13 protein-coding genes are annotated in these 16,223 nt (G+C 69.3%); 4 read left to right on the top strand and 9 right to left on the bottom strand.

Annotation, left to right across the window (positions count from 1 at the left end; translation table 11 throughout):
• Positions 1-19: 19 nt before the first annotated feature.
• From KHC28_RS02995 to KHC28_RS02975, 5 genes are all read right to left on the bottom strand, one after another.
• Positions 20-943 carry an ABC transporter permease gene (locus KHC28_RS02995; RefSeq protein ID WP_214006840.1) on the bottom strand — a complete coding sequence of 308 codons (924 nt, stop codon included), beginning with the start codon at positions 941-943 and terminating at the stop codon, positions 20-22.
• A complete protein-coding gene (locus KHC28_RS02990) occupies positions 936-2,012 on the bottom strand; it encodes an ABC transporter permease (protein WP_214006839.1) in 1,077 nt (358 codons plus the stop codon). The genes KHC28_RS02995 and KHC28_RS02990 overlap by 8 nt, the downstream gene beginning before the upstream one ends.
• On the bottom strand, positions 2,002-3,576 hold the full coding sequence (locus KHC28_RS02985; protein WP_214006838.1) for an ABC transporter ATP-binding protein: 1,575 nt from the start codon (positions 3,574-3,576) through the stop codon (positions 2,002-2,004). Before KHC28_RS02985 ends, KHC28_RS02990 begins: the two co-directional genes overlap by 11 nt.
• Before the next feature lie 287 nt (positions 3,577-3,863).
• Entirely contained in the window at positions 3,864-4,841 is a 978-nt protein-coding gene (locus KHC28_RS02980; RefSeq protein ID WP_214006837.1) for a quinone oxidoreductase family protein, read from the bottom strand.
• A gap of 38 nt (positions 4,842-4,879) precedes the next feature.
• Positions 4,880-5,605 (bottom strand): CDP-alcohol phosphatidyltransferase family protein, encoded by a 726-nt coding sequence (locus KHC28_RS02975; protein ID WP_214006836.1) that lies wholly within the window; start codon positions 5,603-5,605, stop codon positions 4,880-4,882.
• Positions 5,606-5,772: 167 nt separating this feature from the next.
• Here KHC28_RS02975 and KHC28_RS02970 point away from each other — a divergent pair, with 167 nt between their 5' ends.
• Positions 5,773-7,053, top strand: a complete 1,281-nt coding sequence (locus KHC28_RS02970; RefSeq protein WP_246564178.1) for a UbiH/UbiF family hydroxylase — start codon at positions 5,773-5,775, stop codon at positions 7,051-7,053.
• A 12-nt stretch (positions 7,054-7,065) separates the two neighbouring features.
• Here KHC28_RS02970 and KHC28_RS02965 read toward each other — a convergent pair whose 3' ends face one another.
• A complete protein-coding gene (locus KHC28_RS02965) occupies positions 7,066-8,022 on the bottom strand; it encodes an AEC family transporter (RefSeq protein WP_214006834.1) in 957 nt (318 codons plus the stop codon).
• A gap of 189 nt (positions 8,023-8,211) precedes the next feature.
• On the opposite strand from KHC28_RS02965, the gene hspQ reads away from it, so the two are divergent.
• The gene (gene hspQ, locus KHC28_RS02960; RefSeq protein WP_213351762.1) at positions 8,212-8,541 is read left to right on the top strand and encodes a heat shock protein HspQ; all 330 of its coding nucleotides are present in this window, start codon (positions 8,212-8,214) and stop codon (positions 8,539-8,541) included.
• A gap of 124 nt (positions 8,542-8,665) precedes the next feature.
• Here hspQ and KHC28_RS02955 read toward each other — a convergent pair whose 3' ends face one another.
• A complete protein-coding gene (locus tag KHC28_RS02955) occupies positions 8,666-9,433 on the bottom strand; it encodes an invasion associated locus B family protein (RefSeq protein ID WP_214006833.1) in 768 nt (255 codons plus the stop codon).
• Between the two features lie 359 nt (positions 9,434-9,792).
• Between KHC28_RS02955 and KHC28_RS02950 the strand changes: the two genes are divergently transcribed.
• Positions 9,793-11,499 carry an extracellular solute-binding protein gene (locus KHC28_RS02950; RefSeq protein WP_214006934.1) on the top strand — a complete coding sequence of 569 codons (1,707 nt, stop codon included), beginning with the start codon at positions 9,793-9,795 and terminating at the stop codon, positions 11,497-11,499.
• Between the two features lie 167 nt (positions 11,500-11,666).
• Positions 11,667-11,987: a hypothetical protein gene (locus KHC28_RS02945; protein ID WP_214006832.1), complete on the top strand. Its 321-nt coding sequence runs from the start codon at positions 11,667-11,669 to the stop codon at positions 11,985-11,987.
• A 250-nt stretch (positions 11,988-12,237) separates the two neighbouring features.
• On the opposite strand, the gene mfd is transcribed toward KHC28_RS02945, so the two are convergent.
• Complete coding sequence (mfd, locus tag KHC28_RS02940; protein WP_214006831.1) at positions 12,238-15,783, bottom strand: transcription-repair coupling factor; 3,546 nt, start codon at positions 15,781-15,783, stop codon at positions 12,238-12,240.
• Complete coding sequence (locus KHC28_RS02935; protein ID WP_214006830.1) at positions 15,780-16,076, bottom strand: FAD assembly factor SdhE; 297 nt, start codon at positions 16,074-16,076, stop codon at positions 15,780-15,782. Before KHC28_RS02935 ends, mfd begins: the two co-directional genes overlap by 4 nt.
• Between the last annotated feature and the right edge of the window lie 147 nt (positions 16,077-16,223).

Raw genomic sequence — 16,223 nt, 5'->3', positions numbered from 1 at the left:
CCGGATACTGCGCCGCCGCTCAGCGGTCCGGCACGAAGGGGACGCCGAGCGAGGCCGGGGCACCCTGCCCCCGCTTCATCGCCGAGATCAGCACCAGCGCCCCCACCGTCGCCAGATAGGGCAGCGAGGACAGCAACTGCGAGGGAATGCCAAGGCCGAAGCCCTGGACATGCAGCTGCAGGATGGACACCGCGCCGAACAGATAGGCGCCGGCCAATAGCCAGAGCGGCTTCCAGGCGGAGAACACCACCAGCGCCAGCGCGATCCAGCCGCGACCGGCGGTCATATCGCTGGCCCAGAACGGCGTATAGGCAAGCGACAGATGCGCCCCGGCGAGGCCGGCGCAGGCACCGCCGAACATCACCGCCAGCGTGCGGATCTTGCGCACGGGATGGCCGAGCGCATGGGCGGCGGCATGGCTCTCGCCGACCGCGCGGAGAATGAGCCCGATACGGGTGCGGGCGAGCCCCCAGGTCACCAGCACCAGCAGCCCCACCGAGGCGTAGACGAAGGCATCCTGCCCGAACGCCACCTTGCCGAGGATCGGCAGGTCGGAAAGGCCGGGAATGTCGAGCGCCGGCGCGGCGTCGAGCCGGGTGCCGACGAAGGACGCGCCGATGAGCCCGGCGAGGCCGAGGCCGAGAATGGTGGTGGCGAGGCCGGATGCCACCTGGTTCGCCGCCAGCCAGATGGTCAGCGTCGCGAACACCAGCGACAGCGCCATCCCCGCCAGCACCGCCGCCAGCGTGCCGAGCAGCAGGCTGCCGGAGGAATAAGCGGTGGCGTAGCCGACCGCCGCGCCGATGATCATCATGCCCTCGACGCCGAGATTGAGCGTGCCCGCCCGCTCCGCCACCAGCTCGCCGAGCGAGGCGATCAGGAGCGTGGTCGCCGCCGCCACCACGCTCGCCAGCACCGCGCCGATCATCACCGTGTCAAGCATGGCGCACCCCCTCCACCCGCCGGATGCGGTAGCGCACCAGCACGTCCGCCGCCAGGATGGCGATGAGCAGCGTGCCCTGGAACACCCGGGTGACGTCGAACGGCATGCGCAGGGAGATCTGCGCCGCCTCGCCGCCGATATAGGTCAGCGCCAGTATGAAGCTCGACACCAGGATCCCGACCGGATGCAGCCGCCCCAGCATGGCGGCGATGATGGCGGTGAAGCCGTAGCCCGGCGAGATCGACGGCTGCAGGTTGCCGATCGGGCCGGCCACCTCGATGATGCCGGCGAGCCCGGCCAGCCCGCCCGAGACCGCGAACACGCCATAGGTCACGCGCCGCTCGTCGAAGCCGGCGAACGCCGCCGCCCGCGGCGCCGAGCCGCCGAGCTCAATGGAGAAGCCGACCAGCGTGCGCCCCAGCACGAAGGTCGCCACCACCACCACCACGAGCGCGATGACGATGCCGGCATGCATGCGCCCCTCCTCGAACAGCAGCGGCACGGTCGCCACCGCATCGAAGGTCACGCTCTGGGGAAAGTTGAAGCCGGCCGGGTCGCGCCACGGGCCGCGTACCAGATAGTCGAGCCCCAGCTGGGCGACATAGACCAGCATCAGCGAGGTGAGGATCTCGCTCGCGCCGAAGCGCACCCGCAGGAAGGCGGGGATCAGCCCGTAGGCGGCGCCGCCGACCGCGCCGAGCACCAGCATCGCCGGCAGCACCCACGGTCCGGCCTCGGTGCCGTGCGTCGCCAAAGCGAGCCAGGAGCCGAACACCGCGCCGACGACATATTGCCCCTCGGCGCCGATGTTCCAGCGATTGGCGCGGTAGCAGAAGGCCAGCCCGACGCCGATCAGCAGCAGCGGGCAGGACTTCACCACCAGTTCCTGTAAGGTATAGGGGTCGCCCAGCGGATCGATGAAATAGATGCGGAACGCCTCGACGGGGTCCTGCCCCATGGCGAGGAACATCACCGCGCCGACCACCAGCGTCACCGCCAGCGCCACGAATGGCGCGGCGATCAGCCCGGCGAGCGGCACGTTTTCCTGTCTCTCCAGCTTAAGCGGCATCGGCATCCCCCTGCGCGGAGGCCGTCTCCGCGCCGCCCATGGCAAGGCCGATCGCCTCGCGCGAGGTTTCCTCCACCGGCACCGGCGCGGTGAGCCGCCCCTCGCACATCACCGCGATGCGGTCGGTGAACTCCAGCAGTTCGTCGAGGTCCTGGCTGATCACCAGCACCGCGCAGCCTTCCGCCGCCTTGGCCCGCAGCGTGGTGCGGATGAAACTCGCCGCCGCCGCATCGACGCCCCAGGTCGGCTGGTCGACGATGAGCAGCACCGGCTCGCGCAGCACCTCGCGGCCGATGACGAATTTCTGCAAATTGCCGCCGGACAGCCGGCGCGCCTTCGGGTCGCGCCCGCCGAACCGCACGTCGAAGCGCTTGACGATCTCGCCGAACATCGCGTGCAGCACCGAATGGCTGATCACGCCGTGCCGCACATTGCGCCCGTCGCCATGGGTGGTGAGCAGCACATTGTCGGACAGCCGCATGTCCGGCGCCGCCGCGTGGCCAAGCCGCTCCTCCGGCACGAAGCCGGCCCGGAGCGCCCGTCGCTCGGTCGGCCCGAGCGCGCCGGCCGGGGTGCGGTCGATGACGATGGCCTCGGCATCGCCGCCCAGCCGCTCGCCGGACAGCGCCTCGAACAGCGCGGTCTGGCCGTTGCCGGCCACCCCGGCAATGCCGATGATCTCGCCGGCGCGGATCTCCAGATTGATGTCGATAAGCGCCGAACCGCGCGAGCCGTCGCCCTTGAGGTTGAGGTTCTTCACCAGCAGGCGCGGCTCGCCGAGCTCGTGCGTCACGATGCGCGGCGTGCGCGGCACCTCGGCGCCGACCATCAACCGGGCGAGGCTGGCGGCGCTCTCGCGGCGCGGATCGACCTCGGCGATGAACTTGCCGCCGCGCAGCACGGTGGCGCGCTGGCACAGGCGGCGCACCTCGTCGAGCTTGTGGGAGATGAACAGCACCGCCCGCCCCTCGGCGGTGAGCAGGTCGACGGTGCGGAACAGGCTTTCCGATTCGTCCGGGGTGAGCACCGAGGTCGGCTCGTCGAGGATCAGCACCCGCGGGTCGCCGAGCAGGCAGCGCACGATCTCCACCCGCTGGCGCTCGCCCACCGAGAGTTCGCCGACTCGCCGATAGGGCTCCACCTGAAGGCCGTAGCGATGCACGCAGGCCTCGATGCGGGCGGCGAGCGCCGCCAGGCCTTCATGGCGCGGCAGGCCGAGCGCGACGTTCTCCACCACGGTCAGCGCGTCGAACAGCGCGAAATGCTGGAACACCACGCCGATGCCGCGCGCCCGCGACGCTGCCGGATCGGGGAAGGAAACCGGTGCGCCCTCGAAGCGCAGTTCGCCGGAATCGGCCTGCAGCAGGCCGCACATCATCTTCACCAGCGTCGACTTGCCGGCGCCGTTCTCGCCGAGCAGCGCATGCGTCTCGCCGGCACGTATGGCGAGGCTGACGTGATCGTTCGCCACCAGCGCGCCAAAGCGCTTGGTCAGCCCGATCGCCTCCAGGAGCGCCGGCGGCGGCTCCAATGTCGATGGATCGGACGGCACGACATCAGCCATGGCGCGCCCTCCAGAGGCAGGCACGCTCCAGTGGCGTGCGCACAAGCCTTGCTGTCGGAACCGGTCGGAGCGGGCAGCGATGTCTCATCCGGATTCCACGACAGATGCACTTTAAACAAGCATCGCATGCCGGTTAGGCGGGGCAAGCCCAAAGTCTGGCCGGGCGCCCCGCCGACTTGATGCAATTCACGGCAATTTCGTATCTTCCCGGCGCCGCATCAGCCAACAGGCATCGGTCGGCCATCGCCGGCCGACGAACGCTCCCTCGATGCCGATCGGACAATGCCTCAGGGAATCAGCACGCTTGAGCCGGTGGTCTTGCGCCCTTCCAGCTCGCGATGCGCCTCGGCGGCGTCGGCGAGCCGGTAGCGCTGGTTCACCGGGATCTTCACCGCCCCCTTCGACACCACGTCGAACAGGTCGGCGGCATTGGCGTCCAGCGCCTCGCGGGTCGCCACATGGGTGAACAGCGTCGGGCGCGTCGCATAGAGCGAGCCCTTCTGCGACAGTAGCAGCAGCGAGAAGTTCTGGATGGCGCCGGACGCGTTGCCGAAGCTCACCCACATGCCGCGCGGCCGCAGGCAGTCCAGCGAGGCGGGATAGGTCGCCTGGCCGACGCCGTCATAGACCACGTCGCACAGCGCGCCCTCGGTGATCTCCTTCACCCGCGCCGCGAAATCCTCCTTGGAGTAGTCGATGGCGTAGGCGGCGCCGGCCTCGCGCGCGACGGCGCATTTCTCCGGCGAGCCGGCGGTGCCGATCACCGTGGCGCCGAGATGGTTCGCCCACTGGCAGAGGATCTGCCCGACGCCGCCGGCGGCCGCCTGCACCAGCACCACGTCGCCGGCCTTCACCGGGTAGGTCTGGCGCAGCAGATAGCGGGCGGTCATGCCCTTCAGCATCATGGCGGCGGCGGTCTCGTCGGCGATGCCGTCGGGCAGCTTCACCAGCGTCGTGGTCGGCATCACCCGCTCGGTGCAATAGGCGCCAAAGGCGGTGCCATAGGCGACGCGGTCGCCGCGCTTGAAGCCGGTGACGCCCTCGCCCACCGCCTCGATCACCCCCGCTGCCTCGTTGCCGGGGATGAAGGGCAGCCCGCCCGCCGCCGGATAGAGGCCGGTGCGGAAATAGGTGTCGATGAAGTTCAGCCCGATGGCGGTGTGCCGCACCCGCACTTCGCCCGGCCCCGGCGCCTTGAGCTCGATCTCCTCGAGCTTCAGCACCTCGGGACCGCCGACCTCATGCACGCGCACTGCCAGGACCATGGAACGCACTCCGAAACAGGGATGGGGAAGACCGGCGCTCAGGCCGAGCGGCGCCGCGAGGGCACCAGCCCGAACAGCAGGAAATACAGGGCGACGAGGCACAGGCCGACATCGACCCAGATCGGCGGGGCGAGCTTCTCCACCACCGCCGTCACCGCCAGCACCGCCCAGAGCGCCAGCAGCCCGATGGTCAGCAGCCGCGCGCGCACCACCCGGAACGGGTGCACGAACTTGATCGGCAGGAAGGTCCCCGCCGCGAGGAAGGCGATGATCGCCGCCACCACATAGCCGTTCATCGGCAACAGGAAGAAGTAGAACACCACGAGGTTCCACACCGCCGGGAAGCCCTGGAAATACTTGTCCTCGGTCTTCATGTTGGTGTCGGCGAAATACAGCGCGCTGGTGAGCAGGATCGCCGCGCTGGCCGGCACCGCCAGCCAGGCCGGCATCAGCCCGCCGGTCGCCACCGCAAAGGCCGGCACCAGCACATAGGTGAGGTAGTCGACCACGAGGTCGAGCGTCTCGCCCGACCAGCGCGGCAGCACTTCCACCACCCGCACCTTGCGGGCCATCGAGCCGTCGATGCCGTCGACGAACAGCGCCGCCCCGAGCCAGGCGAACATCAGCGCCCAGTTGCCCTCGACCGCGGCGATCAGCGCCAGCAGGCCGAGCACCGCGCCGGTGGCGGTGAACACATGGACGGCGAAGGCCAGCGTCTGCTGACGCGTCGGCTTTTCCGCGAACGGTTTGACGGATACCGCCACTGGTTTCTCTCCCAAGGCCGCGACGCGAGACCGGCCGGCTTCTTCATCGTCGACGTCGCGCATATATCACGCCCGTAGCGATCCGCATGGACAGACCGCGTTGCCCTCGCTTATCCCACACTCATGCCCGGCCTTGTAGCCCCGCACAACACAAGATGGAGGCCCCCATGGAGCCGCACCCCGCTTCCGCGTCGCCAAGCCCCGCGCTGGCCGCCATCGACGTGGCCGTGGTCGGCGCCGGCGCGGCCGGAATGATCGCCGCCCTCGCCTTCGCCGCCGAGGGCTTCGCCGTGACGCTGGTCGGCCCGCCGCGCCGGCGCGACGCCCGCGCCACCGCGCTGATGGACGGCTCAGTGCATGCGCTCGAGGCGCTCGGCGTGTGGCCGCGCCTCCAGGGGCGCGGGGCGTCGCAGAAGGTCTCGCCGCTGCGGGTCATGCGCCTCGTCGACGACACCGGCCGGCTGTGGCGCGCCCCGGAGGTGAGCTTCGAGGCCGGAGAACTCGGCCTGCCCGCTTTCGCCTGGAACGTCGAGAACGAGGCGCTGCTGCAGGCGCTGGAGGCCACCATCGCCGCCGCGCCGCGAATCACCCGCGTCGAGGCCAGCGTCGTCACGGTCACCGACGAGGCGGACGCCGCCCGCCTCGTCCTCGATGACGGCCGCACCCTCGCCGCCGCGCTGGTCGCCGCCGCCGACGGGCGGAACTCGCCCTGCCGTGCCGCCGCCGGCGTCGGCCTGCACATCCGCGATTACCCGCAGGTCGCGGTGACCGCGACGCTGTCGCACGACCGGCCGCATCGCGACGTCTCCACCGAGTTCCACACCCCGACCGGGCCGTTCACCCTGGTGCCGCTGCCGGGCAACCGCGCCAGCATCGTCTGCGTCGTCTCCCCGAAGGATGCCGAGGCGCTGTCGGCGCTGGACGACGCCGCCTTCTCCCGCGAGATGGAGCGTCGCGCCCACTCGCTGCTCGGCAAGATGCGGCTCGACGGCCCACGCGGCGCCTTCCCGCTGGTCGCCGGCACCGCCGAGCGCTTCGCCGCCGGCCGGATCTTCCTCATGGGCGAGGCGGCGCACATCCTGCCGCCCATCGGCGCGCAGGGGCTCAATCTCGGCATTCGCGACGCCGCCACCCTCGCCGAGCTCGCCGGCGACGCCCGCCGCGCCGGTCGCGACCCGGCCGGCAGCGACATCGCCGACGCCTATGAGCGCCGCCGCCGCACGGATGTCGGCAGCCGCAGCCTCGCCGTCGACCTGTTCAACCGCTCGCTGCTGACCGGGCTACTGCCCATTCAGGGCGCGCGCGGGCTCGGCCTGTGGGCGCTCGGCCGCTCGGCGACGCTGCGCCGCCTCGCCATGCGCGAGGGCGTCGGCCCCGGCCGCGACGTGCCGCGTCTGATGCGGGCGCCGGCCGCAGAGCTCGCATCCGACGCGAATAACGTCGCCTAACTGTCTGATCTGTCAGTTCAGGCTGTGCGGCAGCATGTCATGCTGCACGGCATAGAGCAGCGCGGTGACGGTCGCCACCGAGACTACGGTACCGATCAGCACCCCGCCGGAGGCGCCTTCGACATAGGTCTCGTACTGCTTGGCCATGATGAAGGCATTGAGCGCCGGCGGCAGCCCGGCCATCAGCACCGCCGTCGCCACCCAGACCGGCGAGAAGCCGCCCACCAGCATCAGCACGGTGAATACCAGCACCGGGTGGAGCAGCAGCTTGATGGCGATGAGGAACGGCACCTCGCCGGAGATCTTGCCCATCGGTCGCAGCGCCACCGAGACGCCGAGGGTGAACAGCGCGCAGGGCGCCGCCGCGTTCTTCAGGAATTCCAGCATGCGGTCGATCGCCGCCGGCGGGTGGAACTCGATGGCGGCGGAGAGCACGCCGAGAAAGGTGGCGACGTTGAACGGATGCGTCGCCACCCGCCGCACCACATACCAGAGCGTGGCGGGCAGCGAGCGCTTGTCGCGCCCGCCCAGCGCCATCAACAGCGGCACCACGGTGAAGAACAGCAGGCTGTCGAACACGAAGATCAGCGCGGTGGGCACCGAGGCTGCCGCGCCCAGCGCGCCGAGCGTCAGGCCGGGGCCCATATAGCCGACATTGGAATAGGAGCCGACCACCGCCGCGATCGTCGCCTCCGGCAGGTTGCGGCGCAGCCACAGGCCGACGCCCAGCGACAATGCGAAGCAACTCGCCGAGCACAGCGTCGTCACCAGGATGAAGCGGCCATTGGCCAGTTCGTGGAACGGCGTGCGGGCCACCAGCGAATAGAACAGCGCCGGCAGGGCGACATAGATGATGAAGAAGCTCAGCCAGGCGAGCCCGCTCTCCGGGATGCGCGCGATCTTGCCGCAGCCGAGGCCGAGGAAGATCACACCGAAGAAGGGAAGCGCAAGTGCGAGGACGTCGGCCATGCCCGTTGGCTATCGGCTCGCCACGGCGCGGTCAATCGCGGCCACGCTCGGCACGCGGGTTGCTTGCCTGTCGGGGGCGTAACTAGGTCTAAGGTAGCATCCTCATCCAAAGCGTGAGTACTGCTAAAGTTGACATCATCGCACCCGGCGCTTAGGGCTCACCCGCGCGGAAAGGCGAACACTATGGATATGAAGGAACGCATCGCCAAATACCGGATTGGCCAGGTGGTCCGCCACCGCCATTTCCCGTTTCGCGGCGTGGTGTTCGATGTGGACCCGGAATTCGCCAACACCGACGAGTGGTGGGAATCGATCCCCGAGCATATGCGCCCGTCCAAGGACCAGCCCTTCTACCACCTGCTGGCCGAGAACGCCGACACCGAATATGTCGCCTATGTCTCCGAGCAGAATCTCGAGCCGGACACCTCCGGCGAGCCGGTGCGCCATCCGCAGGTCGAGGAGATGCTCGCTGCCGATGGCGATGGCGGCTGGCGGGTGAAGAGCGACCGGCTGCAGTAGCGCCGTCTCCGCCGGGACCTTCTGCTTCCGTCTTCTGCCCACCCTCGGAAATGAAAAATGCCCGGCGCTCGCGAGAGGCCGGGCATTTTCATGCGTATCGCGTCTCCCGAGGGGAGAGCCGGCCTCACTGGGCCGGCTGCGCGCCCTTCAGCTTCTCGGCGCCGAGCTTCTCCAAGCCCTGCTTGGTCTTCTCTTCCTGCGCCGAGGCCTGCGCCTTCAGCTGGTCCTGGCGGGTCTTCACCTGGTCCTGGATCTTCTTGACCTGCTCCTCGAACACCTTCGGGTCGGTGTCGCCGCCGTCATAGACCTTGGCGAAGTCGCCGAGGCCGATCGGGTAGTTGATCAGCCGGCCGACCGCATTGGCGGCCTGGATGGTCAGGCCCGGGGCCTTCTTCATGCGGGCGATGAACTCGTCGTCGACCTGCAGGTCGCCACGGCAGGTGCGCTCGTCGCACATGATGTAGGTGCCGAGGATCGGCTGCTCGTTGGCCAGCGCCACGCGGAAGCCCTGGCGCAGCAGCACGCCGGTCGGGAAGGAGACGGTGAAGAACTTCTTCGGATCGTCCTTCACCTCGAAGATGCCGAAGCGGACGAGGAACTGCCCGGTATCGGTGATGATGCTCTGCTCGTAGTTGCAGACCTTCTTGTTGATCTGCGCATTGTCCTCGCAGCGCTTCACCCACGGGATCGGGATCGCCGGGATCTGCGGGGCGGCCTGGCCCTGCTGCTGCGCCGGAGCGGGCGCGGCGGCCGGGGCGGCAGGCTTGGCCGCCGGCTTCTGCGCCGTCTGGGCCATGGCCGTGCCGGTGCCGGCAAGGGCGAGCAGCAGGGCGGCTCCGGCGAACTTTCGCGCCAGACGCGACTGCGGCGCGGAAAACGAGCGTCTGATCATATCAAGTTCCTGTCGTGCGAACCGCGGCGAAGCTACGGCGGCTGGGCTACGGCGACGGACGCCTTGGCGCCTTAAGGGAGACGAGGCTGTCTCCCGTTCAAATGCGGCAAGACAGTGGCTCATGGCGCGGCCGGCGTCCATTCTGTTATCAGTGGCGCGACCGATCCATCCGAATCCGTCGCAAGGAAACAGCAAGCGTGACCGATATCACCCGTCGCGCCGTCCTGCGCAACGGCCTCGTGGCCGCAAAGGGCGCGGCGCTGGCGGCCTGCCTGCCGGGCATCATCGCTCCCGCACTTGCCGAAACGATGGCAGCCGCCGCCTCCGATGGCCAAGCCCTGCCCCGCCACGGCCTCGCCATGCATGGCGATCCGCTCTATCCCGCTGATTTTTCTCACTATACCAGCGTCAATCCGTCGGCGCCGCGCGGCGGACGACTGGTGCTGGGCGCGGTCGGCGCCTTCGACAGCCTCAATCCGTTCATCGTACGCGGCTCGCCGGCCCCCTTCGTGCGCTGGAACCTCGTCGAGAGCCTGATGGCGCGCTCGCCCGACGAGGCCTTCACCGTCTACGGCCTGCTCGCCCGCGCGATCGCCACCGACGACGCCCGCTCCTTCGTCGCCTTCGAGATCGACGAGCGCGCCCGATTCGCCGACGGCACCGCGCTGACCGCCGACGACGTGCTGTTCTCTTTCGATCTCCTCAAGACCCGTGGCCGGCCCAATCTGCGCAGCTATTACGGCAAGGTCGCCCGCGCGCAGGCCACCGGCGAACGCTCGGTGCGCTTCGACTTCGCCGGCGCCGACCGCGAGCTGCCGCTGATCCTCGGCCTTATGCCGATCCTCGCCCGCCACGCCACCGATGCCGGGACGTTCGAGCAGACCAGCTTCACCGCCCCGCTCGGCTCCGGCCCCTACGAGGTCGCCTCGGTACGTCCGGGCGAGAGCGTCACGCTGCGGCGGCGCGCCGACTATTGGGGCTACGGGCTGCCGGTCAATCGCGGCCTCTATAATTTCGCCGAGCTGCGCTACGACTATTATCGCGACGTGAACGGCCTGTTCGAGGCGTTCAAGCGCGGCCTCACCGATGTCCGCTTCGAGACCGATCCCGGCCGCTGGAGCTCGGGCTACGACATTCCGGCGGTGCGCGACGGGCGCATCCTGCGCGAGGACATCGCCACCCGGGTGCCCAAGCCCTATTCGGCGCTGATCTTCAACATGCGCCGCAAGCCCTTCGACGATCCCCGCCTGCGCGCCGGCATGATCGAATTGTTCGACGCCGAATGGGCGAACGCCAATCTCTATTTCGGCCTCTACCGGCGCTGCGGCAGCTTCTTCGACGGCTCCGAGCTCTCCGCGCGCGGCCGCCCCGCCGACGCAGCCGAGCGCGCCCTCCTCGCCCCCTATCCCGACGCCGTGTCGCCGGAGGTGATGGATGGCAGCTGGCAGCCGCCCTCCTCCGACGGCTCCGGCCGCGATCGCACCCGGCTCAAGACGGCGCTGGAGCATTTCGAGGCCGCCGGCTACGTGCTGCGCAATGGCCGGCTGGTCGCCGCCGCCGATGCCCGCCCGCTCGCCCCCGAGGTGCTGGTCGGCACCTACGACCAGGAACGCCTCGCGCTGGCCTGGCAGCGCATGCTGAAGCGCGCCGGCATCGATCTGCGCATCCGCCTCGTCGACGGCGCCCAGTTCGAGGCGCGCAAGATGAACTATGACTACGACATCGTGCCCTATATCTGGGACCAGTCGCTGTCGCCCGGCAACGAGCAGGCGTTCTATTTCGGCTCGGCCGCCGCCGACACGCCGGGCACCCGCAACTTCATGGGGCTGAGGAGCCCGGCAGCGGATGCGATGATCGAGGCGCTACTCGCCGCCCGCTCGCGGGAGGATTTCGTCACCGCCGTGCGCGCGCTCGACCGGGTGCTGATCTCGGCGCGCTTCTCGCTGCCTTTGTTCTATACGCCGGGCGAATGGCTCGCCCGCTGGCGCGATGTCGAGCGGCCGGCGACGCTGTCGCTGCGCGGCACGCTGGCGGAAACCTGGTGGCAGGGCGAGCGCAAACGCTGATGCAACGCCTACCGTCGTACCGTTGCGGCAGGGCATGGGATCGGGCGCGCGGGCCACACAAGCCGATTTCCTTAACCTAGCGACGCCCGGACGCTGGACAGGCCGGGCGGAAACGGCTCCTTAGGGGCGGGCGGTGTTGGAGATTGGCTGTCCTTCGGAGTTCGACCATGCGTTACGCCGCTTTTCTTGCTGCCGGCCTCGCCGCCGCGACCCTTGCCGTGGGGCCTGCGGGTGCCCAGCAGTCCATTACCGTGCATCCGCAGGCGCGGCCGGGCGCGCAGGGCGAGGAGATCGTCATCCCGCCGCTGAACAACCCGAACTATCTCGATCCCGGCCCGATGCCGGATCGTCCGGGTTCCGACAAGTCGATGGACTATATGAACCAGGCTGGCGGCAACGAGCTCGGCGGCATCGGCGTCGGCATCGGCAGTGACGTGGATGCCGACGACCTGCCCGATAGCGACGGCGCCTACGATTCCAATCCGTAGTCGACGGCCTCGCCGAGGCCGCCCTACCTGACGCGCCGAGAGGTCGCCTCTCTCGGCGTGCCCTCGGCTCCGCGCCTATCCCTGCATTCCGCAGAACCACCCTCCCCCGAGGTGCCCGGCCGATGGCCGGGCCACGGGGAAGCTCGCCCAGCCGCCCGCTCGTCAGCGCCCGCGGCTCGGCACGACGGCATTCCGGCGACGGAGCCCGCCACAGCGAGCCGGCGCACGAGACCCGGACAGTGCGCCCGGCTCACGCCGCCTTGGCGGCGCTCCCGGCGATCTTCGCCAGTTCCTTCAGGATCGCCCCGACGCCCTTGAGCCGATCATTGGCGCTCGCCCAGTCGTCGGAGAACACCACCTTGAGATCCGGCCGCACCTTGGCGATGACGTGCGGCTTGCCGAGATAGGCGACCAGCCCGGCCGTATTGGGGAACTGGTTCTCGCGGAAGGTCAGCACCGCGCCGCGCGGGCCGGCGTCGACCTTCTCGACATTGGCGCGCCGGCACATCGCCTTGATGGCCACCAGCTTGAGGAACTGCTTCACCTCTTCCGGTGCCGGACCGAAGCGGTCGACCAGCTCGGTGCCGACTTCCTCGATCTCCTCCTCGGTCTCGAGGTCGGCGAGGCGGCGATAGAGGTTCAGCCGCACATGCAGGTCGGCGACATAGTCCTCCGGGATCAGCACCGGCGCGCCGATGGAGATCTGCGGCGACCACTTCTCCGCCACCGGCGCGGTGATACCGGCCTTGAGGGCGGCGATCGCGTCCTCCAGCATCTCCTGGTAGAGCTCGTAGCCGACCTCCTTGATGTGGCCGGACTGCTCGTCGCCCAGGAGGTTGCCGGCGCCGCGAATGTCGAGGTCGTGGCTGGCGAGCTGGAAGCCGGCGCCCAGCGTGTCGAGCGATTGCAGCACCTTGAGCCGCTTCTCCGCCTGCTGGGTGATCTGCTTCTCGGCCGGCAGGGTGAAGATCGCATAGGCGCGCGTCTTCGAGCGCCCCACCCGCCCGCGCAGCTGGTAGAGCTGGGCGAGGCCGAACATGTCGGCACGGTGGATGATCAGCGTGTTGGCGTTCGGCACGTCGAGGCCGGATTCGACGATGGTGGTCGACAGCAGCACGTCGAACTGCCCGTCATAGAAGGCGGACATGATCTCTTCCAGCTGCGTCGCCGCCATCTGGCCATGCGCGACGGTGACCTTCACCTCCGGCACGTTCTGGTCGAGATAGGCCTTCACCTCGCCGAGATCCTCGATGCGCGGGCAGACATAGAAGCTCTGCCCGCCGCGATAACGCTCGCGCAGCAGCGCCTCGCGCACGATCAGCGGATCGAACGGCGTGACGAAGCTGCGCACCGCCAGCCGGTCCACCGGCGGCGAGGCGATGATGGAGAGCTCGCGCACCCCGGTCATCGCCAGCTGCAACGTGCGGGGAATCGGCGTCGCGGTCAGCGTCAGCACATGCACCTCGGCGCGCAGCTGCTTCAGCTTCTCCTTGTGGCCGACGCCGAAATGCTGCTCCTCGTCGACGATGACGAGGCCGAGATCCTTGAAATGGATGGCCTTGCCGAGCAGCGCATGGGTGCCGACCACGATGTCGACCGTGCCGTCGGCCAGCCCCTTGCGGGTCTCGCTGAGCTCCTTCGAGGGCACCAGGCGCGAGGCCTGACGCACCACGATGGGCAGCCCCTTGAACCGCTCGGAGAAGGTCTTGAAGTGCTGGCGCGCCAGCAGCGTGGTCGGCACGACGATCGCCACCTGCTTGCCGTTCAGCGCCACCGCGAAGGCGGCGCGCAGCGCCACTTCCGTCTTGCCGAAGCCGACATCGCCACAGACGAGGCGGTCCATCGGATGGCCGGAGCCGAGATCGTCGAACACCGCCTCGATGGCGGCGTCCTGGTCCTCGGTCTCCTCATAGGGGAAGCGGGCGCGGAACTCGTCATAGGCACCCTCGGCCGGCACGAGGCGCGGCGCTTCCTTGAGGTGCCGCTCGGCCGCAACCTTGATCAGCTCGGCCGCCATCTCGCGGATGCGCGAGCGCATCTTCGCCTTACGCGCCTGCCAGCCGCCGCCGCCGAGCCGGTCGAGCTGCGCCTCGGTGTCTTCCGAGCCGTAGCGCGACAGCAGTTCGAGATTCTCCACCGGCAGGAACAGCTTGGAGCCTTCCGCATAGTGGATCTCGAGGCAGTCGTGCGGCGCGCCCATCGCCTCGATGGTCTTCAGGCCGACGAACCGGCCGATGCCGTGGTCGACATGCACCACCAGATCGCCGGCGGTCAGCGCCGACAGTTCGGAGATCACGTCCTGCGGCCGGCGCGCCTTGCGCTTGGGGCGCACGAGGCGGTCGCCGAGAATGTCCTGCTCGCCGATCACCGCCAGCGTGTCGGTCTCGAAACCGCTCTCGATGCCGAGCACCGAGACGCCGAGCGCCCCCTTGGCCAGCTTCTCGGCGGCGTCGCGCGAGCCGACCCGCTGCGTGCCCTTCAGCCCGTGATCGCCGAGCACGGTGGTGAGGCGGTCGAGCGAACCTTCCGACCACGCGGTGACGACGGTGCGCTTCTTGGCCGAAAGCTCGCGCAGATAGCCGACGGCGGCCTCGAACAGATTGGCCTCCGGGTCGGCACGCTCGGGCGCGAAGGAGCGAGCCGGGCGGCCGTCGAGGTCGATCACGTCCTTGGAGGGCGGTACCGCGAAGGCGGTGAGCGCGATGGCCGGCGCCTCGGCGCGCCGCCTCGTCCACTCCTCCTCGGTGAGGTAGAGCGCGTTCGGCGGCAGCGGCTTGTAAGGCGCCCCGCCGCCGAGCATGCCGTGGCCCGGATGCTCGTTGCTCTCCCGCCGCGCATCGTAATAGTCGCGGATCTGGGCGAGCCGTTCACCGGCGGCGTCGCCGGTCTGCGCCTCCATGACCACCGGGCTGTCGCCGAGATAGTCGAACAGCGTATCGAGCCCGTCATGGAACAGCGGCAGCCAGTGCTCCATGCCGGGATAGCGCCGTCCCTCGCTCACCGCCTCATAGAGCATGTCGCCGCGCTGGGCGGCGCCGAACTGCGCCACATAGGCCATGCGGAAGCGCCGCATCGTCTCGGTGGTCAGCTGCAACTCGCTCATCGGCACGAGATCGAGCGAGCGCATCTGCGCGGCGGTGCGCTGCGTCTCGGGATCGAAGGAGCGGATCGATTCCAGCGTGTCGCCGAAGAAGTCGAGCCGCACCGGCAGCGGCAGGCCGGGCGGGAACAGGTCGACGATGCCGCCGCGCACCGCATATTCGCCGGTGTCGCGCACGGTGGGCGTGCGGATGAAGCCGTTGATTTCCGCCCAGCCGGTCACCTCATCGAGCGAGAGCGCATTGCCCGGCGCCGCCGAGAAGGACTGCGTGCCGACCAGCGCCCGCTTCGGCACGCGCTGCAGCGCCGCGTCGACGGTGGTGAGCACCACCGAGCCGCCCTCGCGCCCCTTCACCCGCGCCAGCCGGGCGAGCGTGGTCATGCGGCGGGCGACGATATCGGCATGCGGCGAGGAACGGTCATAGGGCAGGCAGTCCCACCCCGGCAGCGCCAGTCGCTCGACCTCGGGAGCGAAGAAGGCGAGCGCGCGCTCCAGTTCGGCCATGCGCTCGGCGTCGCGGCAGATCACGGTGAGCGTCGGCCAGGCGGCGTCGTCCTTCGCAGCGAGCGCGCGGGCGAGGTCGCCGATGACCAGCCCCTGCATGCCGGTCGGCACATTGGCGAGAGTGACCGTCCGGCCGGGAGCGAGATGGCTGATCAGGCTGCGATCGATCGGGGCGGAATGGGCTTTGGTCATATTTCGGGAAGGCCTTCCCCGGAGAGGTGGAAACGGCAGAAGCGCTGGAACATCGGCGTGTCGAACGGCGCGGGGGCGACGCCGGCATTGACCCAGCCCAACAGGTCCGGATCCTCGATCTCGATCAGCAACTCGAAGGCATCGACCTCCTCCTCGCTCATTTCCGGCAGCAATGCATCGGCGAAGCGGCCCATCAGCAGGTCCATCTCGCGCGTGCCGCGATGCCATGCGCGAAAGAGAAGCCGCCGCCGCCGAGGGTCGAGCCCCGCGCTCGACCGCGTGGTTCCGGTCATTCGAATGCGCCTCGTTAGGGACCGCGCCACGCGGCCTCGAAGGAAAGCCGACGTCTTAGCGCGCCCGTGTTCCGCTGTCAGGTAGGCAATGGGAAGGGGTTCGGGAAGGGGCGGCGTCTATCGCGGGGTTCAGGGCTCGCTCCTCAG

The organism is Ancylobacter sonchi, assembly GCF_018390695.1.
GTDB lineage: Bacteria > Pseudomonadota > Alphaproteobacteria > Rhizobiales > Xanthobacteraceae > Ancylobacter > Ancylobacter sonchi.
The sequence above is the reverse complement of the archived record's forward strand: the minus strand, read 5'-3'. Positions and strand labels throughout refer to the sequence as shown.